The organism is Arthrobacter sp. SD76 (assembly GCF_049726125.1).
In the GTDB taxonomy this organism is placed as follows: Bacteria; Actinomycetota; Actinomycetes; order Actinomycetales; family Micrococcaceae; genus Arthrobacter; species Arthrobacter nitrophenolicus.
The window spans coordinates 666,042-690,369 of sequence record NZ_JBNBLR010000001.1; the positions used below are offsets into that span (position 1 = coordinate 666,042).

Consider the following 24,328-nt stretch of genomic DNA (forward strand, 5'->3'; position numbering starts at 1 on the left):
GCCGGAACCCGGCCCGAGCCCACACCGCCGGACCCCACCCAGCCCCAGCCCGGACATCCATCTCCCAACCCGTTCCCGGCGCCGCCGTCTCCAGGCCCGCTGCCGGTGCCCGATCCGGGGCCGGCCCCGCTCCGCCCGGACCCCACCCGGAGTTAGCAGGGACCACCCGAAAGGGGCCTTCCGCCCACTGCGGAAGGCCCCTTTTCCATGCCCCGGACAGGCCCCAAAAAGTTTGGAAAATTCCCTTCCGGACCGCTTGCGGATCTCCCTCTGCAGTGCTAAAAAATCTATATCAGCCAATACAGATCGGCTGGTACTCAAGAATAGTGTTGGACCAACTCTTACGAGGAGGGAAGCCATGTTGATGCGAACCGATCCGTTCCGCGAGCTGGACAGGCTGGCCCAGCAGGTCCTCGGAACGGCAGCGCGTCCGGCAGCCATGCCGATGGACGCTTGGCGGGAGGACAAGGAATTTGTCGTGGCCTTCGATCTGCCCGGCGTCGCGGTGGATTCAGTGGATCTGGATGTGGAACGGAATGTCCTGACGGTGCGGGCTGAACGGCCTGACGTTGCGGGCAAGGACACCGAACTGATCGCCTCCGAGAGGCCGCGCGGCGTCTTCAGCCGCCAGCTGATCCTCGGGGACACCCTGGATGTCGACAAGATCAAGGCAAGCTACGATGCCGGTGTCCTGACGCTGCGGATTCCTGTCGCCGAGAAGGCCCAGCCGCGGAAGATCGAGATCGAGACGAAGGGGGCAAAGCAGGAGATCGCGGCCTAGTTCCCTCCAAGGATCGGGACGTCGGGTTCTCTGTTGACTGCCAGGATGGGGCGGGTCGCCAAGTGCACGCCACAGCGCCAGACAGCGCATCGGCAGCGTCAACCCGTACTTCCCGATACGGTGGCCCCCGGCTCCGGCCGGGGTCGTCCAAAGTTACCGGCGGGGATGCCTTGTCCTGGTCCGCCTGCCGGTGCTAGAACAGGGTTACCGGGAGGATCCGAACGCGTTGTATCTGCCAGTTTTGGGCGGTTTGCCGTTAAGGGACGCCACAGCGCCGGTAGCGCATCGGCAGTTGCGAGTGATCCCCTCCGATACGATGGCCCCCGAGCTTCCAAGCAGGGGGCCATCACTTTGCCCGGGCTATCTGATCCCAACGCGGGGTCATTTAGCGCCCAATAATCAGCTGGAATCGGGCGGGATGTGACCCCGCGTTCAGGTGTTCAGTTCCAGCATCAGCGCGGGCAGTTCGTCGGCGAGTTCCCGGGCCAGGAACCCGAGCGGGCCCATCCTGCTGGCCAGCCGGTCGGCAGCCGCGGCGTGAAGGTGCGTTCCCCAGCAGGCGGCCTGGGCGCCGCTGGTCCCGCGCGCCCTGAGGCCGGCAATCGCCCCGGCCAGCACGTCCCCGCTGCCGGAAGTCCCCAGCCCGCCGTACCCGGTGGTGATCTTCCACAGCTCCGGTTCCCGTTCGCCCCCGGGCTCGGCGGCTGGGCGACGATGCCCTGGCAGCTCACCACGGCGTCGAACTGCTGGGCAACCGCGGCCACGTCGCTTTCCAGGTCCCCGATGTCGCGGCCCAGCAGGATCTCCGCTTCCTTCGGATTCGGGGTCAGGATCAGCCGTCCCGCCACGGCTCCAGCTGCTCTTCAATCTTGGTCAGGCCGCCCAGGGCGAAGGCGTCAAGCACGACGGCGGCGCCCTCCCCGTCTTTCGGCCCGCCATCGGCGGACTCCCGCTCCAGCAGGGCCCGCAGCAGCTCTTCAGCCAGGTCCGGATTGTCCAGGCCCGGGCCCACCAGGATGGCGTCCGCCCGGTCAAGGTAGGCCGAGATCCGGTCCAGCCCGTCGGCTTTCACCGATCCTTCGGCAGTCTCGGGCAGGGCGATGGCCCCGCACTCCGGCAGCGCCACCCCCACCTGCACCGCCACGGATTCGGCGACGGCGAGCGTCAGCTTCCCGGCGCCGGCGCGCAGGGCTGCGGTTCCGGCCAGCAGGGCAGCGCCGGGAGTAGCCCGCGCACCGCCGACCACCAGCACCGAGCCGCGCGAATACTTGTCCTCGCCCGGAGCCGGCAGCGGCCAGTCGCGCAGCAGCGACGGCGTGACCAGCACGGGGCCGGCGCCGTCACCGCGGGTGGACACTTGTGTCCCCTGCATGCTCGGTAACTTCCACGCCCTGCTCGGCGAGGTGGTCGGCCACGTTGAAGCTCTCCAGTGTCCATGGCCCCGCGCCGGAGGGACGCACATACCGGGTGATCGACGCGTTCAGGATGGCCGTGTCCGCGGCAAGGTCCAGGAGTTCCTGCTCGGACATGCCCTCAAGCACGTAGCGGAACAGCATGATCACGGCGTCGTGGCAGACCAGCATCACGCGGTGCCCGTTGCCCAGGTTGTTTAGCTCATTGAGGACCGAGCGGAGCCGGAGGGCCACGTCCGCCCAGGACTCACCCCCTGGCGGCCGGTAGTAGAGCTTGCCGAGCCAGGAGCGGCGCTCCACCTCATCCGGGTAGCGCTTCTCCACGCCGAGCCGGGTCAGCCGGTCCAGGATGCCTAGTTCACGGTCGCGCAGCCTTTCATCCGTGCGCACCTCCGCCGGCCAGCCCGCAGCCTCGACGGCGATCTCCGCCGTCTGCCGGGCCCGGGCGTAGGGGGAGGACACCACAGCGTCCGGCCGGAACTCCTGGGCGATCCGGGCCAGCGCGATTCCCAGGGCCTTGGCCTGTTCCTGACCTGTGCCGGACAGGTTCACGTCAGCATCGCGGGCGGGCACGTCAATGACCTCCGCCCCCGCAAGCCGGGCTTCCGTGGCAGCCACGTTGCCTTCGCTCTCGCCGTGCCGGACCAGCAGCAGTTCCACCGCCCCGGCCTCCTGTACTGCCTGTGTCAGTCCGTCGTCGTTCAAAAAGATCACCCCGTCCGCGTGCCGTGCCGAATGCAGGAACACTACCAGCGGCGTACCCACCGGGCAGGGAAAATAACCGGACGACGGCGGCCGGCCGATAGGGAAAGCACAGCTTCCAGACGGTTGTGTGACTACCTAGTCTGTGAGACTATCTAGCTATGAATCCAGAAAAGCGTTGGCCCAGCGACTGGGTCCGGGCCGCGCTTCCTGTCTGCCTCCTTCAGGCCGTGGCCACCAGCGGCGAGGCTTACGGATATCAGGTCATCCAAGTCTTGAAGGGATCCGGCATTGATGGGCTCAGCGGTGGCACGATCTATCCCGCCCTGAATCGCCTCGAACTTGATGGGTTGGTCAGCTCAGAGTGGCGGGAAGGCGAGGCGGGTCCGGGGAAGAAGTTTTATTCACTGACCGATAAGGGGCGGCAACGGCTTCAGGAATCCTCATCGGACTGGGATGCCTTCACCTCAATCATCAACAAACTCCTCCAAGCAAAGAAGGCTCACTAGATGTCATCACAGGAATACCTGAAGGCTCTGGCCTATGAGTTGCGCCAGCGGAAACATAGCGAAGACATGGTCAGCAGCACATTGCAGGAAGTCCACAGCCACCTTGCTGTAAGCGGTGAAAGCGGCGAGGAGGCCTTCGGTCAGCCGCGTGATTATGCGGCCTCCTTCCCTGCGGGAACCTCTATGTCCCTCGGTGCCCGCGTTGGGCGGCTTGCCGCCGGACTCGTGATTGGGCTGCTGGGGCTGTACCTGGTGCTCCGCGGTGTGGCGGGGGTCAGCTTCGGCGTGACAGGCGCGCTCACGTACTTCGCGTCCATCCTCGTGCTGACTGCCGCGCTGGTCTTCACTGGGAAATACCTGGACAGGCGCCTCCCCGACCTCCGCTAAGAATTCCCGGGACGGAGGCGGGATGCGACGGCGGCGGCGGCAGGCTCCCGTGGTTCCCGCCGCCGCTGAAAGACAGACCTACCGCTCCGGCGTCAGCACCTTCGAGAACACCGTGGCACCGTTGGCGTTCCGCAGGCTCACGGTGAAGGCGTCGGTATCCAGCTGGACATGCCCGAAGAACTGGTTCTCGCCGTCGCGCGGTGACTCACCCGGGAAGCGGCCCGCCTTGGAGAACACCACCTCGGGCCCGAACGTGCCGTCCATCGCATTGGGACCGAAAGACCCGGCGGCGATGGGCCCGGCGACGAACTCCCAGAACGGGTCGAAGTCGGTGAATGCCGCCCGCTCGGGGGAGTAGTGGTGCGCGGCACAGTAGTGCACGTCTGCGGTCAGCCACACGGTGTTCTTCACCCGGTTCCGTTTGAACGCGCTAAGGACCCCTGCGATCTCCAGTTCGCGGCCCAGCGGAGCGCCGGCCTCGCGGTTGGCAACGCTTTCCTGGTTGACCGGACCGTCCGGCACGATGACGCCCAGGGGCATGTCCGCCGCGATCACCTTCCAGGTGGCCTTCGACGCCGAGACCTCCCGGATCAGCCAGTCCACCTGCTCCTGGCCCAGGATGCTGGTGGTGTAAGTTTCCTTGCCGTCGGTGTTCGGGGACTTGAAGGTCCGCATGTCCAGGCAGAAGATGTCCAGCTGCGGTCCGCGGGAGATCTTCCGGTAGATGCGCGCGGGCTGGTACTGGCCGCCGTCGTCGAACGTTCCCGGCCGCCACAGCGCGGCACTGTCCGCGATGGGCATGTTCTCCTGCCACGCCTGCCGGCCACGGGCGGCGAGCGTGTTGACGTCGCGCACCGTGTAGCGGGGGTCCTCCAGGATCTCCCCGGGTACCAGTTGTTGGTGGTCTCGTGGTCGTCCCATTGGGCGATCACGGGCACGTCCGCGAACAGGGCCCGCATGTTCGCGTCCAGCGAGTTGTACCGGTGCCGGCCGCGGAACTCGGTCAGCGTCTCAGCCACCTTGGACACCTCCTCGGTCACCAGGTTCCGCCACACCTGCCCGTCCTTCTCCACCACGGTTTCGGCGATCGGGCCGTCCGCGTACACGGTGTCGCCGGAGTGGATGAAGAAGTCCGGCCGGGTCTGGTGCATGGCCCGGTAGCCGCGCATCCCGCCGATCTCCTCGTTGATGCCCCAGCCCTGCCCGGCCGTGTCGCCGGTCCAGACGAAGCTCTGCGCGGACGACGCCGGCACCTCGCCTCCGTTGCTCGTGCCGCCGGTGCGGCCCGTGCCGTTGTACGTCCCGGCGTCCGGAGCCGTGCGGAAGCTGCCGCGGACCGTCTCACTGGCCGCGCCGGCGTCGTCCTCGAAGCTGATCTCCAGCGCGAACCGCGTGTTGGACGGCAGGTTCCCGGCATGGATCTTGGTGGTGAAGTCGGACGCCTGGGTCGCCCGTGGCCCGCGGAGGGTGCGCTCAAAGGCGCCGCGCCCGCGCAGGATCGCGCCGGCGTCGTCCACTGCGCGCAGCACCGCCGTCATCCGGCCGGCACCCGACGCGCGGGACCACAGGACGGCCGAATCCGAGGTGACGTCGCCGGTGGCGATGCCGCTGGGCAGGGTGAGCCGGTTGCGGACCAGTGCGACGCCGGACCGGGTGGGTGCTGCGTACGCGGCGGCAGGCACGGAAGCCAGGGCGGCGGCCAGGACGGAGCCCTTGACGATGATGCGGCGGGAAATCTCAGTGCGGGAAGCGGAAGTCATGCCCTCAGGTTTCCGCCACCCGGCGCACAGACCTTTTCACACGGGTGAACTTGCGGTGAGCCGGGGCTTAACAGCGTGGGCGGATCCTCGCGGTGAAGCCCGGGCTCACTGCGCCGGGGCAGTCCCTGCGCGGTAAAACCCGAGTTCACTGCGCAGGGAAGCGGGCGGCTCTGGCCTAGGGCCTGGCGAACTCGGCGATCCTGCCCTCGCGCAGGGCGGCCCCCACCGCGGCGATGGCCCCGTAGTCCGGGAACAGCACCGACTGGCCGGCCACGAACCCGGACCCGGCGGTGGGCATGGTCATGGTGCCGATCGCGTTGGGGTCCAGGTTGCGGAGGCTGTACGCCAGCATGGCCACCTGTACGGGGTCGAAACCGCGGTCCACGGTGAGGCAGCAGGCGGCGAAATCCACCAGCCCGCGCACGGCGTTGACATCATTCAGCGCCCCGCCGCCCGTCAGGCGGGCCAGGATGGCGCGGAGCAGGATCTGCTGGTTGCGGACCCGCTGGAAGTCGCCGTCCGAAAACGCGTAGCGCTCGCGGGCGAACTCCAGGGCCGACTGCCCGTCCAGGTGGTTCACCCCGGCAGCGAAGACATGCTGGGTGTCGTGGGTGGACTGGAACGCGATGGGCACGTTGACGTCGATCCCGCCCAGCCCGTCAATGAGGCCGCGGAAGCCGTGGAAGTCAAGCATGAGCGTGTGGTCGATGGTGATCCCCAGCAGCGACTGCACGGTGGAGGTCTGCATGTCGATGCCCCCGTACTGGAGGGCGGCGTTGATCTTGGCGCCCCCGAAGCCCGGGATGTCCACCCAGGTGTCGCGGTTGATGGACACGATGTAAAGCGTCCGGCGGTCCGCGGGGACATGGACCACCATCAGGGTGTCGGCGCGGTGGTCGATCGCTTCGCCGGTCCTGGCCGTGTGGTCAGCCGCCTCCCGGGCACTGGCGCGGCTGTCGCTGCCGATTACCAGCACGTTCATGGGCGTGGCCGGAAGTTCAGGGATGGGTGGTGGCGGCGGGGGAGGCGGTGGCGCCGCCGGCGTTGTCTCCGTGGGGGTTGGCGTGGGAGTGGGCGTGGGGCTCGGCGACTCGGTTTGGGTCGCCGCGGGCTGCGCTTCCTGGCCGGCGCGGTTCAGGCTGATCACCGCCACCACGGCCGCGGCGACGAGCACCAGCGCCAGCAGCGCCGCGATCCAGCGCCGCCGCCCGTGCGCCACCATGCCGTGGCCTGCCGGATCCGCTCCGGAACCTGCCGCCCCGGAAGGGCCGGAACCGCCTGGAGTGCTCATGCTGCCTCCACCTCATTGTGATTGGTGGGTTTAGTGTCCGCCCGCCAGCCCCCTGCTGGCTACAAACTTGTCCAAACTGTCATCTGCCAGTTCCCGGACCGGGTCCCGCAACGGCACCGTGATCCGGGCACTTTCCATTGCGGGAATCTAGCACCGGGAAGCATGGCGGCACATCGGGGGAATCACAGGAAAACCGCACAGAGGCACGCAGCTGCGGTTACAGCGTGTTGGCAGCCTTCCGGCGGTCGGGGGCGTGCAGGCGTGCGTGGCGGAGGATGGAGACGATGGCCGGGGCCAGTTCGTCCTCCATCTGCCGGTACACCTCGGGGGCGCGGCGGTAGGGGTCGATGACGTCGTTCTCGGCGGCGTCCGCGGGGAGCGAGAGGTGGCGCACCCCGGCCGCACGGGCCGGCAGGCCGCGCCAGAAGGCGGTGTTGGCAGCCAAGGGATCGCCGCCGTCGGGCATGTCTGAACCCGGGGAGGGCGGCTGGGAGGAGGCGTCCCGCTCGTCCAGCACGTCGAGCATGCGGGCGAACTCGCGGATGGTGAAGGTCCGCTTCAACAGGGACGCGTCCAGCTGCAGCACCTCCCCGCGGTGGCCGGAGGTCATGGTGAGCACCAGGTCGACGCCGCGGAGGATTTTCGGGGTGAGCTGGCGGGCCGCAAAGCCCTCCGGGTCGCCGCCGAAGGTCCGCACGATGTCCGCGGAGAGGGGCTGGATGGGGTCGCCCACCATGGCCCGGGTTCCGGCGCTGGCCACCTCGAAACCGCCGGGCAGCACCTGGTCGAGCCCTGCCTGCAGCAGCCGTTCGGCCACGGGGGAGCGGCAGATGTTGCCGGTGCAGACGGTGAGGATTCGTACTGGTGCGGATGTGTCCAAGGAGATGTCCCTCTTCCCAGCTGGTGGACGGACGTTCAGCCCGTGCCTTTCAACTTAACACGCAACACCCCGGGACCCGCACTACCCATCCCGGCCCGCTGCCGCCACCATGGAAGCAGCCCGGGAAACGGAGAGGGGGGCGACGTGACTGCGGAGACGTCGGAACATGATTGCGTGATCGCCGGCGGCGGACCGGCCGGCATGGTGCTCGGCTACCTGCTCGCACGGGCCGGCCTGAAGGTGGCCGTGCTGGAGAAGCACGGCGACTTCTTCCGCGACTTCCGCGGCGACACCGTCCACCCCTCAACCGTGACCCTGCTGGGGGAACTTGGCCTTCGGGAAAAGTTCCTGCAGCTGCCGCTGACCCGGCTGTCCACGATGGACGTGGTGGTGGATGGCCAGCGCTTCACCCTCGTCGACTTCCACAGCCTTCGCGGCCCGGACAACTTCCTGGTCCTCGCCCCGCAGTGGGACTTCCTCAACTTCCTGGCCGGCGAGGCTGCGGCGTTCCCCACCTTCGAACTGCACATGGAGACCGAGGCCACCGGACTCATCGTGGAGCAGGACCAGGTGCGGGGCGTCCGGGCAACAGGGCCCGACGGCGGACGGGAGTTCCGCGCGACGCTCACCGTCGCCGCCGACGGGCGCGCCTCGGTCCTCCGGGCGGCGGCGGGACTGGTCCCCGACGAGTACGGTGTGCCCATCGATGTGCTCTGGTTCGGCCTGCCCAAGCCGCCCGACCCGCCGCCGGTGACGCTCGCCTACGTCTCGTCACGTGGCATGGTCCTCACGATAGACCGCGGCGACAGGTACCAGTCGGGCATGGTCATCGAAAAGGGCGGGTTCGACGGGCTGGAGAAGGCGGGGCTCGGTGCGCTCCGGGACCGGATCACATACGCCGCGCCCTTCCTCAAGACCGTTGTCGGCACGCTGCAGGACTGGGATCAGGTCAAGCTCCTGTCCGTCCGGATCAACAGGCTGCGGCGCTGGCACCGCCCCGGGTTCATTGCCATCGGCGACGCCGCGCATGCGATGTCCCCGATGTTCGGCGTGGGCGTGAACTTCGCCATCCAGGATGCGGTGGCACTGGTCAACGCCATTGCCGGAGACCTTGCCGCCGGCACCGCGCCGCCGGAGAAGCTGGCCGCCCTCCAGCGCCGGCGCGAGATGCCGGTCAAGATCATGCAGCGGCTCCAGCGCGCCGGGCACCGGGTGCTTGCCAGGGCTACCAGCGGCAGCCGGGTTGCGCCGCGCTGGCTGCCTCCTGTCCTCCGGCTCGCCTCGCCGGTGCTGCGGCGCGTGACCGCCCGGTTCGTCGGCGTCGGGATCCGCCCCGAGCATGTGGAGCCGGCGGCACCCAAAGCCAGGCGCCGCCGGCCAGGCCAACGTTCTCTCACCTGACGCCATTCTCGAAGGCACGCTCTCTCACTTCCTTAAGGAAAGTGGAGAGCGTTGGCCGATGGGGTGCGGTAAGTGGAGAGCGTTGCCGGGGAGGGTCAGAGTTTGCCGAGCAGCTCCTTCATCTCGGTGATCTCGGCTTCCTGGGCGGCGATGATGTCGCGGGCCAGCTGGATGGACGCCGGGTTCTTGCCCGCACCGATTTCCTGCTGGGCCATGTCGACGGCGCCCTCGTGGTGCTTAATCATGTGTTCGAGGAAGAGCCGGACGGCGTCGGTCCCCTCGGCAGCCTTGAATTTCTCGATGCCTTCGGCGTCCACCATGCCGCTCATGCCGTGCCCGGAGTGGTCGGACATCATGGTGGGCACGTTCCAGCTTTCCAGCCAGCCGGTCATGGTCTCGATCTCGGCGCCTGGGCCTCCTTGATCCTGGTGGCCAGGGCCGTGACCTCGGCCGGGACGTCCTGCTTGGCCAGGATGATGTCACTCATCTCCACGGCCTGGGCGTGGTGCGGAATCATCATCTGTGAGAACGCGATGTCCGCCTGGTTATGGTCGGCGCTGGCGTCCGGCATCATGCTGGACATCGGCGCGGAGCTGCCGTGATCCATGGGCATGGTGTTTCCGCCGGAGCTTCCGGAGCCGGCCGCGCAGCCGGCAAGGCCGAGCGAGGCTGCCAGGGCAGCGGCGAGGGAGAGGGTCTTGATCTTGCTGTTCATGAAGATTGTCCTTCAGGTAGGTCAGTGGAACTGGGCCGAAACGGTGCGTGCAGCGGCACGCCGCGGCGCCGGTTTACGTCCGGCTGATGGACAGTTCGCAGGGCGTGGGACCTGAAGGGATGTAGCTGTAGGCGGTGGACCGGGCTCCCGACGCCAGATACAGCGGAGCTGCCGAGGTGGCCGGGGGAGGTGCGACGGCCGGCGATCCCGCCGGCACCAGCGGGACGCAGGCCGCTCCGGCTTCCTCCGCCCCGGGGCAGCCGGAGCTGCAGGAACCCGAGGCGGTGAAGGACTCGTCCGCGGGCTGGGCGCCCTGCCCCTTGTGGCCGTCATGGGAATGTCCGACGGCGGGATCCCCGGCACGTGGGTGGGTGCCGCCGTCGTGCGCGGCACCGGTATGGCCGGCGTGCTCAGCGGCCGTGGAGGCCGGCGTCGCGTGGGCCGAATGGCCTGCGGTCAGCACGTGCATCCCCAGGATGCCGGCCAGCAGGGCCAGGACCGCGGCAGCCAACGCGGCCGGGCGGAGGGCAGCCACGACGGCGGTGCGGATGCCTGCCTGCATGCTGTTCCCTCCCCTCACGCGGACCACACCTTTCAACGTACCCTCAACGTCAACGTACCTCGGACGGGTTCAGTTTCAGGCGCCGCAGCAACTGGGCGTTCAGCGCCACCACAATAGTGGACGCGGACATCAGCACGGCACCCGCCGCGGGCGAGAGGACAACGCCGGCGAACGCCAGGACCCCGGCGGCCAGGGGCACGGACAGGATGTTGTAGCCCGTCGCCCACACCAGGTTCTGCCACATCTTGCGGTAGCTCGCCCGCGAGAGGTCCACCATGGACAGGACGGCCCGGGGATCGTTTCCGGCCAGGACCACCCCGGCGGACTCCATGGCCACGTCGGTGCCGGCGCCGATCGCGATGCCCACCTCGGCACGGGCCAGCGCCGGGGAATCGTTGACGCCGTCGCCCACCATGGCCACCTTCAGCCCGCGGGCCTGGAGCTCGGCCACCTTCTTGTCCTTGTCGGCGGGTAGGACCTCGGCGAACACCTCATCGATCCTGAGGTCCGCCGCCACGGCCCGCGCCACCTGCCGCGCGTCGCCGGTGACCATTGCTACCTTGACGCCCCGGTTCTGCAGCGCCGCCACGGCCTGCCGGGACTCCGGACGCACCGCGTCCTCCAGGCTGACTGCGCCCAGGATGCGGCCGCCGTCGAGCACGTGCAGGACTGCCGCGCCGCGGTCCATCCAGCCGCGGGTCACCGCGGCCAGGGCAGGGGGTTCGACGGCGGCAAGCTCGCGCAGGAGCGCGGGTCCGCCCACGTGCAGCGTCCGTCCGTCCAGGGTGGCCCGCACGCCCCGCCCGGTCAGGGAAGTGAACGAGCCGGCGGCCGGCACCACCAGGTTCCGGTCCCGGGCCGCGCGCACGATGGCCCGCGCCACGGGGTGCTCGCTGTCCGATTCGACGGCCGCGGCCAGGGCCAGCAACTCGTCAGGATCGACGCCCTCGGCCACTGCCACATCCATCAGCTCGGGTTCACCGGTGGTGAGGGTGCCGGTCTTGTCGAAGAGGACAACGTCAACGGTCCGCATGCGTTCCAGGGCCATCCGGTTCTTGATCAGCACGCCGGCCCGGGCGGCCTGCTCGGTGGAAATGGCGATGACCAGCGGAATGGCGAGGCCCAGGGCATGGGGGCAGGCGATCACCAGCACTGTCACGGTCCGGGTGACGGCCTCCGGAACACTGCCCAGCAGCGTCCAGGCGATGAACGTCAGGACGCCGGCCGCGGTGGCGAAGTAGAAGAGGAACGCTGCCGCGCGGTCCGCCAGCGCCTGTGCACGCGAGGACGAAGCCTGGGCTTCGGCCACGAGCCGCTGGATTCCTGCCAGCGCCGTATCGTCGCCCACGGCCGTGACCCGCACGCGGACGCTGCTGTCCGTGGCGACGGTTCCTGCCACCACCGGGGCTCCGGGGCTGCGGGGAACTGTCTTGGACTCGCCCGTGATCATGGATTCGTCGAACTCGGCCTGCCCGTCCACCACGGTGCCGTCGGCGGGCATCCGGGCGCCGGGCCGGACCAGGACCAGGTCGTCAGGGCGGAGTTCGGAGACCGGCACCGTCTCGGTGCCGCCGTCCGTGACGCGCTCGGCCTCGTCGGGCAGCAGGGCCGCAAGGGCATCCAGCGCACCCTGCGCGGAGCCAAGGGCGCGCATCTCGATCCAGTGGCCCAGGAGCATGATGGCCACCAGCAGCGCGAGCTCCCACCAGAAGTCCAGGTCGAAGCCGCCCAGGCCCAGGCTGGTGATCCACGAGGCCGCGAAGGCTACCGTAATGGCCATGGCGATCAGGAGCATCATGCCCGGCCGCCGGTCCTTCAGTTCCTGGAGCCCGCCCTTGAGGAACGGCTGCCCGCCGTACAGGAAAATGACGGTGCCCAGGACGGGCGGGATCCAGGTGGAACCGGGGAACATGGGCGCCATGTAGCCCAGGATGTGGCCCACCATGGGGCTGAAGTAGACCACCGGAACGGACAGCGCCAGGGTAAGCCAGAACCGGTTCTTGAACATGGCGGTGCTGTGCCCGGCGTGCTGGCCGGAGGTGTGGACGGCGTGGTCGTCGTCGCCGTGGTGCTGGTGCGCCGGCTGGTGGTGGCCCGCATGGGGAGCGGTGTGGCGGGTGAGCGTGCCGCCTGCCTGGCTGCCGTCGTCGTGGTGGTGCGTTGGTTGGTGCATGTCCTGCATGGTTTCCTCCTTGGAGGACTGGTACTGCGCCGGGCGGTGCCAGCAGAAGCGCAAAGGTCAGTGTGCGGCCAGGGAATACCCGGCGGTGGTGACGGCCGTGCGGACGGCCTCTTCGGAGGCGGAACCGGCGACCGTGAGGCGGGAACGCCCGCCGGGAACCAGGTCAACGGAGGCCGAATCAACGCCGTCCAGGGCGGCTACCGCCGTTTCAACAGTCTTGACGCAGTGCCCGCAGGTGAGTCCTTCAAGCGCGAACTCGCGCCGGCCCGAGGCCGCAGGGGAATGCGCGACGGCGGCTGCGGTCTTGGGTGCGTGGCCTGCGGGGGAGCAGCAGCTGCAGCCGGCGGCGGATGCCAGGGGGAGCGCTGTGCGGTGTTCGATGTTCATGTCAGTTCCGTTCCTTGACGAAGGATGAATCCTCGGTAAGCAGGGTGCTGGGGTTGAACGGCTGTGAAGGCGCTGGAACCGCCGGGACATACCACTTCACTGACAACACGTTGAGCATACCCCCAGGGGGTATCTTCGTCAAGGGGTGGGAGAGGGCTGCCGGCCCCACCCCTCTTCGGGTAGGCGGGACCTATGGCCTACCCGTCGGAGTCCGCCGCGGCCATACTGGTACTAGTGCCCCGGATGATCTGTTGCGCCGCGGGTGCTGGATGCTACATGGAGGTGGCCCCTGTGATGACGGACCTGACCGGCCCTTACACCTATTCGAGCGCCCTGGGCGGCAATGAATGCGTCGCCGGGACCTTCCATGTGGATGTGGCCGGATGGAAAGTCACCTGGTCCGACGGCATGTACCAGCTGCACGGGTACCGGCGGGGCGACGTGGTGCCTACCCTGGAGCTGCTGTACTCCCACAAACATCCGGAGGACAGGCCCCGGTGCCAGGCCATCGTGGACCAGGTCCTGCAAACAGGCGGCTACTTCTGCATGTACCACCGGATTATTGACGCCAAGGGGCGGACCCGGCGGGTGCTGACCTCCGGCGAGGGCATCCGGGACGAGGAAGGCGCTGTCTCCGTTATGGAGGGGGTCATGGTGGACCTCACCACCACCCTGCAGCGCGAAACGGAACAGACCGCACGCGACGCCGTCGCCGGTGCCACTTCCACCCGCAGCGTGGTGGACCAGGCCCGAGGCATCCTGATGGGCCAGCTGAAAATGGGTGCCGACGACGCTTTCCAGATGCTGGTCAGCACCAGTAGCCACCGGAACGTCAAACTGGTGGTGGTGGCGGCGGAGCTCGTGAAGCTGGCCAATTCCGCCGAGGCACGGAACTACCTCGACCACGCCGTCAGGGCCATCGCCGCCGAGGGCCGGCCGGGGGCGTCCCGGCGCCGGGCGGGATAGCACCGCAGGACACAACACTTTTGGGCGTCGGCGCTAGCGCCCCTAGAATGGATCGAAGGTGCGCCGGGAAGTCTGGTCGGCAGTAATTTTGTCGAGCCCAAACGTTAGGACTCCTTCATGAACTCCACCCCGCCATCAACACCGCCGCCCGCCGCGCCCCGGGGCACGGTCTTTGCCCGGGGCTCCTACTCCGAGGCCCTGCGGATCGGGGAAATCCTCCGCAAGGAAACCGTCGGTGGCGCCCTGCTGGTCGCAGCGGCAATCATCGCCCTCGTCTGGGCGAACTCGCCGGCTTCCGACAGCTATTTCGCGCTCCGCGACTTCAAGATCGGCTACGAGCCCTGGCACCTGGAGCTGAGCCTCGGCGCCTGGGCTGCCGACGGACTGCTCGCCATCTTCTTCTTCCTGGTGGGCCTGGAACTCAAGCGCGAATTCGTGGCCGGCGACCTGCGGCAGATCAGCAAATCGATCGTCCCGGTGGCTGCCGCGGCCGGCGGCGTGGTTGTCCCGGCGGTGATCTACGCCGTCGTCAACCTCACCAGCCCGGAGACCCTGCGCGGCTGGGCCATCCCCACCGCCACGGACATCGCCTTCGCCGTTGCCGTGCTGGCCATTATCGGCTCCCACCTGCCCAGCGCGCTGCGGATCTTCCTGCTGACCCTGGCCGTGGTGGATGATCTGATCGCCATCAGCATCATCGCGTTCTTCTACTCCACCGACATCCAGGTGACGCCGCTGCTGCTGGCCCTGGTGCCGCTGGCCCTCTACACCTTCCTGGCGCAGAAGTACCGGCACTTCTTCGGCCGCAAAGCGTCAGCCGCGTGGCTGATCCTGCTGCCCCTGGGCATGGTCACGTGGGCGCTCGTCCATGCTTCGGGCATCCACGCCACTGTGGCCGGTGTCCTGCTGGGCTTTGCCGTGCCGGTCATCCGCTCGCAGGCCGGGGGCGGTCCGGAGGCCGGGCCCGGGCTGGCGGAGATCTTCGAGCACCGCTTCCGGCCCATTTCCGCGGGCATCGCCGTCCCCATTTTCGCGTTCTTCTCCGCCGGCGTCGCGGTGGGCGGCTGGGACGGACTGGTCTCTGCCCTGGCCGACCCGGTGGCGCTCGGCATCATCCTGGGCCTGGTGCTCGGCAAGCCGATCGGCATCCTGGGCACCACGTGGATCCTCACCAAAGCCACCAGGGCAACCCTGGACAGCTCCTTCAAATGGATCGACATCTTCGGCGTGGCGCTGCTGGCCGGCATCGGTTTCACGGTGTCCCTGCTGGTGGCCGAGCTCAGCTTCGGCCACGGCAGCCTCCACGATGACCACGCAAAGGTGGGCATCCTCGGCGCCTCACTGCTCGCCGCCCTGCTGGCCACCCTGGTGCTGCGGACCAGGAACCGGCAGTACCGGCAGGCAGAGGAACTGGAGAAAGTGGACGCGGACCAGGACGGCATTCCGGACGTCTACCAGGACCGGGCCCAGTAAACCTGCCGCCCGGACGTTATGCGGGTTCCAGCTTCGCCGGCCGGGCCGGCTGCTCCACGGGCTCATCCACATGCCTGATCTCCAGGGCCTCAGGGTCCAGCAGCTTGCGGGTGCCGGTCCTCGCGTCCAGGATCCAGAACAGTTCCAGTGCCGGCACCACGCCGGTCACCCGGCCGCGGTGGAACAGTCTGCCGCGGTGCCAGGCCTCGATGTTGTCTCCGATGCGGAGCTGGTCCGTACGTACTCCTTGTGCCTCCATAATGGGCTGCCTCCTGCTGTTGTATCCCCGTAGGCACAGCTTGCCGTGGCGAGGTTGCCGTGGTGTTTCAGCAGGGTGTTTTTTCTGTGTCAGGTGTGATCGGAGCGCTGGATGCTCATCATGTGCATCAGCAGGGCGCGCTGCGGCTGGCCCGGATTGGCGCTGACGTACCATCGCAGCGAGCTGCGGGCATCGGCCTCGCAGGCGGCGGTTCCGCTGAGGATTTCGTCGATGATTTCCAGGACCTGCAGTTGTAGCTCCAGATGGGCGACTTCCTCGCGAATGCTGCGGGGGAGCTTCCGGTTTCCGTGCATGGGTGCCGCCTTCGCGCCTTAACAGGCTCCCTCCGGAGGAGCGTCGCTGCTGGTCCCCAGCCCGCCGGATGAATAAGCTAAGTGTACTGACAGGGGCATTGCCCACCAAGCATTTTTCGCAGTGCTGTGCCCGGCTTTTTGGCCTAGTGGCCCACCGCGGGAACCACCAGGACGGGCCGCCGCTGCGAGTGCTCGAGGGCCTCCGCCACTGAGCCCTCCAGGACCCGCTCGAACCGGGACAGGATCCCCGGGCGCCGACCTCCCACGATGAACATGGAAGCGCCAAGGCTGTCGCCGAGCCGCATCAGGGCCGGGGCAACGGCGCCGTTGAGGACCCGGAAAGACCAGCTCACGTCCTCCGCCCTTGCAAGGATTTCCTGCAGGCGCCCAAGGAGTTCCCGTGAAGGGTAGGCCGCCTCATCGTTGACGGCAGGGTCCAGCGAGGCTCCGGGAAGTTCCGGCGACCCGGCCCACTCCACCAGGTAGCTTGCCGGGTCAACGAAGGCGCAGACGAGGTGGAGGTCCATGGCGGCCGCAAATTCCGCCGCCGTCAGGACCAGGTGTTCCGGGCATTCCCAGGGCACGGCCAGGATGGCGGGCCCCGCGGACCCGCCGGACCGGTCCTGGTTGTCCATTGCGCCGGTCCGTCAGGAAGTGATGAGGTCCTGGTGCAGCTTCTGGACCCGTGCCCGGATGTCGTCCCGCACCAGGCGCATGCGTTCCATGCCTTCAATGCCGCGTTCAGAGGGCTCGTCGGTCTCCCAGAGTTCGAATCGGGTGCCCTCACGCGGTTCAAGCTTTGCCTCGGTGCCCAGGACCACCACCACGTCCGCAGCCTCGAGGACCTCCTCGCTGACGGGTTTCGGGTACTCGCCCTCAACGGGGATGCCGAGCTGGGCCAGTGATTCAACAGCGAGCGGGTTGAGGTCCTTGGCGGGCTTGGTGCCGGCCGAGTATACGTCCACGGTGCTGCCGGTGAGCTGGCGCATCAGCCCGGCCGCAAGCTGGGACTTGCCGCCGTTCTTGCTGCAGACGAACAGGACGGCGGGCTTCTTGTCCCCGTCGGTGGCGGGAGAGGCGTCAGTCATGGGTTTCCTTTGCGGTTTTTAAGTTGTCAGTTTTCGGCGGAGCGGCCGTGGGCCAGGCCGGTGGGAAAGCCGACCAGGACGGGTTCCGGGGCAGCGCCGCAGCCGGACTCACCGCCGGCCTCAACCGCGCCGGCTGCTGGCCGGGTGGCGGGAACGTCACAGCTGGTGCCGGCATCGGTGGAGCAGACGCCGGTTTCCGGAAGTTCGAGCTGGACGGTGTCGGCGGCCTCGCGGTCCCCGGCCAGGGCGGCGGCAACGGAGCGGACCTGCTCGTAGCCCGTGGCCAGCAGGAAGGTGGGAGCCCTTCCGTAGGACTTCATGCCCACAATGTAGAAGTCCTTGTCCGGGTGGGCCAGCAGCCTGGCACCGTGCGGCGGCACCGTGCCGCAGGAGTGGAATTCGGGATCGATCAGCGGGCCAAGTTCCATGGGCGCCTCGACGGCGGGGTCCAGGTTGAGGCGGAGCTCGCGCAGCATGTCCAGGTCCGGCCGGAAGCCGGTGCAGGGCACCACGACGTCGGCCTCCAGGGTGCGGCCGTCCACGGCGCCGACGGTGACCCCGGAGTCCAGGGATTTGAAGGAGCTGATGCCGAAACCGGTGTGCAGTTCGATCTTTCCCGCCTCCACCAGGCGGCGGAGCCGGGCGCCGAGCTGGCCGCGGGCGGGCAGCCCGTCAGCGTCCCCGCCGCCGTAGGTCTTGGACGGTGAGGCGCCCGGATGGCCCACAGGATCCGGGTTTCGGGTGCCTCCTTGGCCAGTGCGGCAAGGTTGAGCAGGGTGTTGGCGGCGGAGTGTCCGGCGCCGACCACCAGGACGCGTTTGCCCGCGAAGGCTTCGCGGTCCCGGCCCGCGACGTCGGGCAGCGGGGAGGAGATGCGGGCCGCGGCCGCCTCCTCGCCGATCGCCGGCAGCCCGGACGTGCCCAGCGGGTTGCGGGTGGACCAGGTGCCGGAGGCGTCGATCACCGCAGCCACGGTGTGGTCGCGGGTTTCGCCGTCGGAGTGCAGGACCCGGACGGTGAAGGGGGTGGTGTCCCGGTTGCGGACGTGGGTCTTGTCCATGCCCTGCCGGGTCACGGCCAGTACCCGGGCGCCGGTCTCCAGCCGGGTGGCCAGGGCCGGCAGCGCGGCCAGGGGAGCGAGGTAGTTGTCGATGAGCTCGCCGCCGTACGGCAGGGCGGTGGGCCGGGGTGCTTCCCAGCCGGATGCCTCCAGCAGCCGGACGGCGGCGGCGTCGATGTTGAACCGCCAGGGCGAGAACAGGCGGATGTGGCGCCATTCCTCAATGGCTGCGCCCGCCGTCGGACCCGCCTCGAAAACCAGCGGCTCCAGGCCGCGCTCCAGCAGGTGCGCTGCGGCGGCGAGTCCCACCGGCCCGGCGCCGATCACGGCTACCGGAAGGCTGGTCTTTTCCATGGCGTGTCCTCTCATCGATGTGTTGGTGGTGCGGAAGGGCTAGCAGCAGTCCTGATCCTCGTCGTCGCAGCAACCGTTGTCGCCGCAGCAATTCGTGTTCATCCAGCTCACCCCCTTCCTGCCCGGGTTGTCAGCTGTGGGTAGGTTCTTCGACCAGCGCCGTGGCGATGCTGTCCGCGTCGTCCAGGGCTGCCAGGTAGCGTTCGGCGTCCAGGGCGGCGGCGCAGCCGGTCCCGGCGGCGGTGATGGCCTGCCGGTAGCGGTGGTCCACGGCGTCGCCGCAGGCGAACACGCCGGACAGGTTGGTGACCGTGGTGGGGGAGTCCACCTTGATGTAGCCGTCCGCGTCCAGGTCCACCTGGCCGGCCACGAGTTCCGTCCGCGGCACGTGCCCGATGGCCACGAAGATGCCGGTGGCCGCCTGGTGCCGGGTTTCGCCGGAACGGGTGTCCGTGAGCGTCACGCCGGTGACCTTGCCGTTGCCGTGGATGGCTGTGACGGCGGAGTTCCAGGCGAAGCTGATCTTGGGGTTGTCCTTGGCCCGCTGCGCCATGATGCGGGAGGCCCGCAGTTCCTCACGGCGTACGACGACGGTCACGGACTTTCCGAACCGGGTCAGGAACGTGGCTTCCTCCATGGCGGAGTCACCGCCGCCCACCACGATGATGTCCTGGTCACGGAAGAAGAACCCGTCGCAGGTAGCGCACCAGGAGACCCCGTGGCCGCTGAACTTCTTCTCCTCCGGCAGGCCGAGTTCCTTGTACGCCGAGCCGGTGGCCAGGATGACGGCCGGGGCCTGGTGGGTCTCGCCGCCGCCGGTGACCACGGTCTTCAGGTGGCCTTTGAGATCAACCGAGGTGGCGTCGTCGAACACCACTTTGGCGCCGAATTTCTCTGCCTGTTCCTGCAGGCCTTCCATCAGTTCCGGGCCCTGGATGCCGGCGGGGAAGCCCGGGAAGTTCTCCACCTCGGTGGTGTTCATCAGGGCGCCGCCCGCGGTGACCGAGCCGGCCAGCACCAGCGGTGCCAGGCCTGCGCGTGCGGCGTAGATGGCTGCGGTGTACCCCGCGGGGCCGGAACCGATGATGATCAGCTGTTCGTTCGTCATGGAGGTCTCCTGGAGTTACTGGGCGTCCGGGTGCTGCGCGGGCACCAGTTCGGTGATGAGGGCTTCGATGCGGGTCCTGATTTCGTCCCGGATGGGGCGGACAGGATTCTACGCCCTTGCCGGCCGGATCCTCCAGCACCCAGTCCTCGTAGCGCTTGCCGGGGAAGTACGGGCACTCGTCGCCGCAGCCCATGGTGATCACCACGTCCGAGTCCTTGACGGCCTCGGTGGTGAGGACTTTGGGAACCTCCGCGGACATGTCAATGCCCACCTCGGCCATGGCTTCGACGGCGGCGGGGTTGATCTTTTCGGCGGGCTGGGACCCTGCGGAGCGGACCTCCACGGCACCCTTGGACAGGGACGTCAGGAAGGCTGCGGCCATCTGGGAACGGCCTGCGTTGTGGACGCAGACGAAAAGGACGGAGGGCTTCTTGGCTGTCTCGGTGGTCACGCTGTTCTCCTAGTGATGACGTACGGCGGGAGGTGCCGCGGTGGGTGGTGGTGCTCCCGCCCGACCTCTCAGTCCCGAAAGATTGATGATGATCGATATGGGGAGTATGGCGCTAAATATTGATGGTTGTCAATGTATTGGTGTCAGGCGGCGGTGAGGCGGGGTACGAGGTCGCTGATGCGGTGGGAGATCTGTCCGTATGCCTCCTCGAAAGCCTCGGCCGTGCCCTGCCTGACGGGGTCGGGGATGGACCAGTGCACCCCCTGCAGGCCCGGAACCTCTTCGTGGGCGTTGTCGCAGACGGTCACCACGAAATCCCCTTCTCCCATGACCTGGTCCAGTTGCTGCGGTACGGCGTCGGCCAGGTCCAGTCCGTGGCGGGCGGCGACTTCCAGGGCGCCGCGGGAAATCCGGTCTGCGGGATGCGTCCCCGCCGATGTCGCGGGAATACCGCTGGCCTGGCGCCAGAGGGCCGCCGCGAGCTGGGAGCGTGCGCTGTTGCGGGTGCACACGAAAAGGACGCGCCGCGCCTGGTGCCCGCTGCCGGGAACCAGGTCCTCAAGCGACCCGGCCACCAGGCGGATGTAGCTCCGCCGCCGGTCCGCCTCCGAGCGGTGCCGCGCCGCCAGCCCGGCGTCCTCAAGGATGCGGAGGTGGTGGGCCAGCAGGTTGGACGGCATTCCCAGCTCCGCCTGCAATTCCGACGGCGAGCGGTCGCCCAGCGTCAGCAGGTCCACGATGCGCAGCCGGCCGGCGTCGGCCAGGGCTGCATGCCTGGCCAGCCGCTGGCGGAACGCGGCACTTAGTTCAGTTTCCATTGACTCAAGTTTGACTGAGGTATTCCGGGTGGGTCAAGCTGGTTGCATGCATATTTCCCAGCCTCCCCTCTGGCGCCGCGCCCTAGCCGAGCTGCTTGGCACCGGCCTGCTGGTGGCCGTCGTTGTCGGCTCCGGGATCGCCGCCCAGCAGCTTTCCCCAACGACGTCGGCCTGCAGCTGCTCCAGAACAGCACCGCCACGGTTCTGGGCCTGACGGTGCTCATCCTGGTGCTGGGGCCGGTCAGCGGCGCGCACTTCAACCCTGTGGTGTCCCTGGCCGACTGGGCGCTCGGCCGGCGCAGCGGCACCGGCCTGACGCTGCCGGAAGTCGGCGCATACGTTGCCGCCCAGGTGGCCGGGGCTGTCGGGGGAAGCGTCCTGGCCAACGCAATGTTCGACGTCGGGACCTCCATCTCCGCCAAGGACCGCCTCACCGGCGGCCACGTCCTGGGTGAGGTGGTGGCCACCGCCGGGCTCATCCTGCTGATCTTCGCCCTGGCCCGGACCTCGCGGGGAGTGTTGGCCGCCCCGGCCGTGGGCGCGTACATCGGCGCCGCCTACTGGTTCACCTCCTCCACCGCCTTCGCCAACCCGGCCGTCACCGTGGGCCGGATCTTCAGCGACACCTTCGCGGGCATCGCACCCGGCTCGGTGCCCGGGTTCGTGCTGGCGCAACTGGCGGGCGCCGCCGTCGGACTCGGACTCCTCCTGGCCCTTTTTCCCGCCGCCGGCCAGGCGGCAGACAACGTGGTGATCCCCCACCGCGAGGAACCGGCAGATACGTAACCCCCCGTATCCGGTTCCAGCCCCAAAACCGTTATGCCGCCATATTGATGAATGTCGATATGGCGGCATAATGGTGTCCATGACCGCTGTGCTGCCATTGACCTCGTCCGTCACTGAGACGGATCCTTCCTGCTGCCCGCCGCCCGCGGGTGCAGCCCTCGGAGCGGAGGAGGCCAAGCAAGCCGCGCTGGTTTTCAAAGCGCTCGCGGACCCCAACCGCGTGCGGCTGCTCTCGCTGGTGAAGGCCGGCGAGGCGGGGGAGCGCTGCGTCTGCGACCTGACGGAACCGCTCAGCCTGGGCCAGCCGACTGTCTCGCACCATTTGAAGATCCTGGTGGACGCCGGACTGCTGCACCGCGAAAAGCGGGGCACGTGGGCCTACTACTCGGTGGTTCCGGGCGCGCTGGAGCGGGTTGCCGGGCTCGTGGCGGACCTGTGACGGAAACGGTTACCGCACGCGGCTCGGTGGGCTCGGCGGGGGAGGTTTTCCGGGTCTTCCTGAAGCTGGGTTTTACGTCTTTCGGCGGACCCATCGCGCACCTGGGCTACTTCCGGGACGAGCTGGTGGAACGCCGCCGGTGGGTGGATGACAAGGAATACGCCGATCTTGTGGCCCTCTGCCAGTTCCTCCCCGGCCCCGCGTCCAGCCAGGTGGGATCGGCCTGGGGCTGCACCGGGCCGGGCCGCTCGGCGCCCTCGCCGCGTTCCTTGCTTTCACGCTGCCGTCGGCCGCGCTGCTGGTGGCGTTCGCCGCAGGCGCCTCCCTCTTCCAGGGCGTGCTCGGTTCGGGAATCCTTGACGGGCTGAAAATCGTGGCTGTGGCCATCGTGGCGCAGGCTGTCTGGGGGATGGCGAAGGCCCTGACGCCGGACCGGGAACGGGCGTCGATTGCGGTGGTGGCTGCCTTGGCCGTGATCCTGCTGGCGGGTCCGCTGGGGCAGGTGCTGGCGATCGGCGTCGGTGCGCTGGCGGGCCTGTTTTTCTGCCGGGCCGGCACCGGCGTCGTGACGGGTGCCATGCGCTTCCCGGTGAGCAGGGCGGCCGGCGCCGTGTGCCTGGTCCTGTTCCTGGTGCTGCTGGCCGGGCTGCCGCTGCTGTCCCTGGCCGCCGGATCGGCCGGCCTCGCCCTCTTTGACGCGTTTTACCGTGCAGGTGCGCTGGTGTTCGGCGGCGGGCACGTGGTCCTGCCCCTGCTCCAGGCCGGCGTGGTCACCCCCGGCTGGGTCACCCCGGAGCAGTTCCTGGCAGGATATGGCGCTGCGCAGGCCGTCCCGGGTCCGCTGTTCACGTTCGCTGCCTACCTGGGGACCCTGTCCGGGGCCGGACCGGGCGGCGTGGCGGGTGCCGCCGTCGCGCTGGCCGGAATCTTCCTGCCGGGCTTCCTCCTCCTTGTCGGCGTGCTTCCCTTCTGGGACAGGTTCCGGACCCGGCCGCAGGCGCAGGCGCTGATGCGCGGCGCGAACGCGGCAGTGGTGGGGATCCTGCTGCAGCCCTCTACAACCCGGTGTTCACCACGGCCATCACCGGTGCCGGCCCGTTCTGCCTGGCCCTGGTCTGCTTCGTCCTGCTTATCGCGTGGAAGGCGCCGCCGTGGCTGGTGGTGCTCGTGGGCGCCGCAGGGGGAGTGCTGCTGGCTCTCTCCCCCTTCTGATGACGCGCATATTCGCCCGCGACCCGCACGTGACCTGACGCGCCTGATATTTGGGCAGCGCCAGGGAGCCTGCGCAGCGGCACGGAATTTCGGTAGCGCCAGCGGTTCAGCGCGTACGACGGCGGCAAGGCAGCGCGTGCCGGTGCGGCGGTGAGGTGCCGGGCCCGGACATAACGGAGCACCCGGGGGCGTTGCCGTCCCGGGTGCTCCGGATCCTTCAGATGTGCGGGCTATGCGTGCGAGTACGTCAGGCAGTCGGCGTTGTCACGGCCCGGACCCACGTGCACCTCAGGCGCCTTGCACATCAGGTGGTCGTTGTGGACGCATTCGCTGCGCTGGCAGGCTCCGACGTCGGCCAGGACCTTGGGCAGGCCGCCGTGCATTCCGGTTTCAATGAACGTGGCGCAGTGTGCGTGGTTTTCGGCGCCGCCCACGGTGATGGCGGCCGCGTTGCAGTTGGTGTGGTCGTTAAAGGAACAGTTCGTTACGCTGCAGTCCGCGACGTGCGTTGTCATGGAAAGTCCTCCTTGGCCGGCCGCCCCGGATAGGCGGCCCTCGTGGGTCCACCGTAAGCCCGTCAGAACCAATCAAAAAGACCCAATAGTGTTCGCTAATTCCCCTTCCGGACGCATCCGGCCCGCGCAGGGCCTCCTGCCGCGGAAACAGGGGGCGGCTGACCCTTTCGGCAGATTAATAAGGGTGCTTATTATGTTGTTCTCTTCGGCGGCAAGCAGAGTCCGTCAGCAGTTCCGTCCGCCGCCTGGGGCCGGCAGTCGGGCCGCATACGGGTAACGAGGAGATAGGGAGAAGAGCAGATGAAGCGTATTCCCGAGCACAAAGTCCCCGGGCACAGCGTCCCTGAACACAAGGACCTGCAGGGCGGCGCGGAACCGGGCGGGCCGCAGGTACCCAGCCCGGAAGCTGCCACCGGAGCCCCGGCCGCACCGCAGCCCACGTCGGTGCCCGGTCCGCCGGTCAACCCGCCGTCGCAGGGGGTCCCCACCAATCCGGCCCAGCCGCGCACCTGACCT

General features: G+C 68.5%; 21 protein-coding genes and 7 pseudogenes. 10 read left to right on the forward strand and 18 right to left on the reverse strand.

Going from position 1 to position 24,328, the window contains the following annotated elements; all coding sequences use genetic code 11:
• Window positions 1-358 precede the first annotated feature (358 nt).
• Window positions 359-781, forward strand: a complete 423-nt coding sequence (locus tag ACPEE0_RS03200) for an Hsp20/alpha crystallin family protein (protein ID WP_009356620.1) — start codon at window positions 359-361, stop codon at window positions 779-781.
• 432 nt (window positions 782-1,213) lie between these two features.
• On the opposite strand, the pseudogene ACPEE0_RS03205 reads toward ACPEE0_RS03200, so the two are convergent.
• A pseudogene (locus ACPEE0_RS03205) lies at window positions 1,214-2,138 on the reverse strand (NAD(P)H-hydrate dehydratase).
• Window positions 2,122-2,907 (reverse strand): histidine phosphatase family protein, encoded by a 786-nt coding sequence (locus tag ACPEE0_RS03210; RefSeq protein ID WP_035751843.1) that lies wholly within the window; start codon window positions 2,905-2,907, stop codon window positions 2,122-2,124. Before ACPEE0_RS03210 ends, ACPEE0_RS03205 begins: the two are co-directional and overlap by 17 nt.
• 149 nt (window positions 2,908-3,056) lie before the next feature.
• Here ACPEE0_RS03210 and ACPEE0_RS03215 point away from each other — a divergent pair, with 149 nt between their 5' ends.
• Together ACPEE0_RS03215 and ACPEE0_RS03220 are read left to right on the forward strand one after the other, a co-directional pair.
• On the forward strand, window positions 3,057-3,404 hold the full coding sequence (locus tag ACPEE0_RS03215) for a PadR family transcriptional regulator (protein WP_009356617.1): 348 nt from the start codon (window positions 3,057-3,059) through the stop codon (window positions 3,402-3,404).
• Window positions 3,405-3,791, forward strand: a complete 387-nt coding sequence (locus ACPEE0_RS03220; protein WP_354175896.1) for a hypothetical protein — start codon at window positions 3,405-3,407, stop codon at window positions 3,789-3,791. It begins immediately after the preceding gene.
• A gap of 78 nt (window positions 3,792-3,869) precedes the next feature.
• On the opposite strand, the pseudogene ACPEE0_RS03225 reads toward ACPEE0_RS03220, so the two are convergent.
• The 3 genes and pseudogenes from ACPEE0_RS03225 to ACPEE0_RS03235 form a co-directional block, all read right to left on the reverse strand.
• A pseudogene (locus ACPEE0_RS03225) lies at window positions 3,870-5,551 on the reverse strand (alkaline phosphatase D family protein).
• 175 nt (window positions 5,552-5,726) lie between these two features.
• A complete protein-coding gene (locus ACPEE0_RS03230; protein WP_009356614.1) occupies window positions 5,727-6,842 on the reverse strand; it encodes an LCP family protein in 1,116 nt (371 codons plus the stop codon).
• A 217-nt stretch (window positions 6,843-7,059) separates the two neighbouring features.
• The gene (locus ACPEE0_RS03235; protein ID WP_424573881.1) at window positions 7,060-7,722 is read right to left on the reverse strand and encodes a low molecular weight phosphatase family protein; all 663 of its coding nucleotides are present in this window, start codon (window positions 7,720-7,722) and stop codon (window positions 7,060-7,062) included.
• 144 nt (window positions 7,723-7,866) lie between these two features.
• Here ACPEE0_RS03235 and ACPEE0_RS03240 point away from each other — a divergent pair, with 144 nt between their 5' ends.
• Window positions 7,867-9,123 carry an FAD-dependent oxidoreductase gene (locus tag ACPEE0_RS03240; RefSeq protein ID WP_424573882.1) on the forward strand — a complete coding sequence of 419 codons (1,257 nt, stop codon included), beginning with the start codon at window positions 7,867-7,869 and terminating at the stop codon, window positions 9,121-9,123.
• Between the two features lie 95 nt (window positions 9,124-9,218).
• Here ACPEE0_RS03240 and ACPEE0_RS03245 read toward each other — a convergent pair.
• The 4 genes and pseudogenes from ACPEE0_RS03245 to ACPEE0_RS03260 form a co-directional block, all read right to left on the reverse strand.
• A pseudogene (locus tag ACPEE0_RS03245) lies at window positions 9,219-9,838 on the reverse strand (DUF305 domain-containing protein).
• Window positions 9,839-9,911: 73 nt separating this feature from the next.
• The gene (locus tag ACPEE0_RS03250) at window positions 9,912-10,400 is read right to left on the reverse strand and encodes a hypothetical protein (RefSeq protein ID WP_009356610.1); all 489 of its coding nucleotides are present in this window, start codon (window positions 10,398-10,400) and stop codon (window positions 9,912-9,914) included.
• 49 nt (window positions 10,401-10,449) lie between these two features.
• Entirely contained in the window at window positions 10,450-12,582 is a 2,133-nt protein-coding gene (locus ACPEE0_RS03255) for a heavy metal translocating P-type ATPase (RefSeq protein WP_354175894.1), read from the reverse strand.
• Between the two features lie 57 nt (window positions 12,583-12,639).
• Entirely contained in the window at window positions 12,640-12,969 is a 330-nt protein-coding gene (locus ACPEE0_RS03260; RefSeq protein WP_407709997.1) for a heavy-metal-associated domain-containing protein, read from the reverse strand.
• 276 nt (window positions 12,970-13,245) lie between these two features.
• On the opposite strand from ACPEE0_RS03260, the gene ACPEE0_RS03265 reads away from it, so the two are divergent.
• Window positions 13,246-13,935 carry a PAS and ANTAR domain-containing protein gene (locus ACPEE0_RS03265; RefSeq protein ID WP_424573883.1) on the forward strand — a complete coding sequence of 230 codons (690 nt, stop codon included), beginning with the start codon at window positions 13,246-13,248 and terminating at the stop codon, window positions 13,933-13,935.
• Window positions 13,936-14,052: 117 nt separating this feature from the next.
• Complete coding sequence (gene nhaA / locus ACPEE0_RS03270) at window positions 14,053-15,408, forward strand: Na+/H+ antiporter NhaA (RefSeq protein ID WP_424573884.1); 1,356 nt, start codon at window positions 14,053-14,055, stop codon at window positions 15,406-15,408.
• A gap of 16 nt (window positions 15,409-15,424) precedes the next feature.
• Here the strand turns inward: nhaA and ACPEE0_RS03275 are convergent, their stop codons facing one another.
• From ACPEE0_RS03275 to ACPEE0_RS03310, 8 genes and pseudogenes are all read right to left on the reverse strand, one after another.
• Entirely contained in the window at window positions 15,425-15,667 is a 243-nt protein-coding gene (locus ACPEE0_RS03275) for a hypothetical protein (protein ID WP_424573885.1), read from the reverse strand.
• Window positions 15,668-15,756: 89 nt separating this feature from the next.
• Window positions 15,757-15,981 (reverse strand): hypothetical protein, encoded by a 225-nt coding sequence (locus ACPEE0_RS03280; protein ID WP_009356606.1) that lies wholly within the window; start codon window positions 15,979-15,981, stop codon window positions 15,757-15,759.
• Between the two features lie 143 nt (window positions 15,982-16,124).
• The gene (locus ACPEE0_RS03285) at window positions 16,125-16,616 is read right to left on the reverse strand and encodes a universal stress protein (protein WP_424573886.1); all 492 of its coding nucleotides are present in this window, start codon (window positions 16,614-16,616) and stop codon (window positions 16,125-16,127) included.
• A gap of 12 nt (window positions 16,617-16,628) precedes the next feature.
• Complete coding sequence (locus tag ACPEE0_RS03290) at window positions 16,629-17,069, reverse strand: low molecular weight phosphatase family protein (protein WP_424573887.1); 441 nt, start codon at window positions 17,067-17,069, stop codon at window positions 16,629-16,631.
• Between the two features lie 26 nt (window positions 17,070-17,095).
• A pseudogene (locus tag ACPEE0_RS03295) lies at window positions 17,096-18,483 on the reverse strand (FAD-dependent oxidoreductase).
• Between the two features lie 130 nt (window positions 18,484-18,613).
• On the reverse strand, window positions 18,614-19,591 hold the full coding sequence (gene trxB / locus ACPEE0_RS03300) for a thioredoxin-disulfide reductase (RefSeq protein ID WP_133349101.1): 978 nt from the start codon (window positions 19,589-19,591) through the stop codon (window positions 18,614-18,616).
• Window positions 19,592-19,606: 15 nt separating this feature from the next.
• Window positions 19,607-20,042 (reverse strand): annotated as a pseudogene (locus ACPEE0_RS03305) (arsenate reductase ArsC).
• Window positions 20,043-20,185: 143 nt separating this feature from the next.
• Entirely contained in the window at window positions 20,186-20,860 is a 675-nt protein-coding gene (locus ACPEE0_RS03310; protein ID WP_424573888.1) for an ArsR family transcriptional regulator, read from the reverse strand.
• 46 nt (window positions 20,861-20,906) lie between these two features.
• On the opposite strand from ACPEE0_RS03310, the pseudogene ACPEE0_RS03315 reads away from it, so the two are divergent.
• From ACPEE0_RS03315 to chrA, 3 genes and pseudogenes are all read left to right on the forward strand, one after another.
• Window positions 20,907-21,646 (forward strand): annotated as a pseudogene (locus ACPEE0_RS03315) (aquaporin).
• Window positions 21,647-21,725: 79 nt separating this feature from the next.
• A complete protein-coding gene (locus ACPEE0_RS03320) occupies window positions 21,726-22,085 on the forward strand; it encodes an ArsR/SmtB family transcription factor (RefSeq protein ID WP_035751871.1) in 360 nt (119 codons plus the stop codon).
• A gap of 26 nt (window positions 22,086-22,111) precedes the next feature.
• Window positions 22,112-23,297, forward strand: a pseudogene (gene chrA, locus ACPEE0_RS03325) (chromate efflux transporter).
• Window positions 23,298-23,527: 230 nt separating this feature from the next.
• Here the strand turns inward: chrA and ACPEE0_RS03330 are convergent.
• Window positions 23,528-23,812 (reverse strand): DUF1540 domain-containing protein, encoded by a 285-nt coding sequence (locus tag ACPEE0_RS03330; protein WP_009356596.1) that lies wholly within the window; start codon window positions 23,810-23,812, stop codon window positions 23,528-23,530.
• Window positions 23,813-24,112: 300 nt separating this feature from the next.
• On the opposite strand from ACPEE0_RS03330, the gene ACPEE0_RS03335 reads away from it, so the two are divergent.
• Window positions 24,113-24,325: a hypothetical protein gene (locus ACPEE0_RS03335; RefSeq protein ID WP_009356595.1), complete on the forward strand. Its 213-nt coding sequence runs from the start codon at window positions 24,113-24,115 to the stop codon at window positions 24,323-24,325.
• Window positions 24,326-24,328 lie beyond the last annotated feature (3 nt).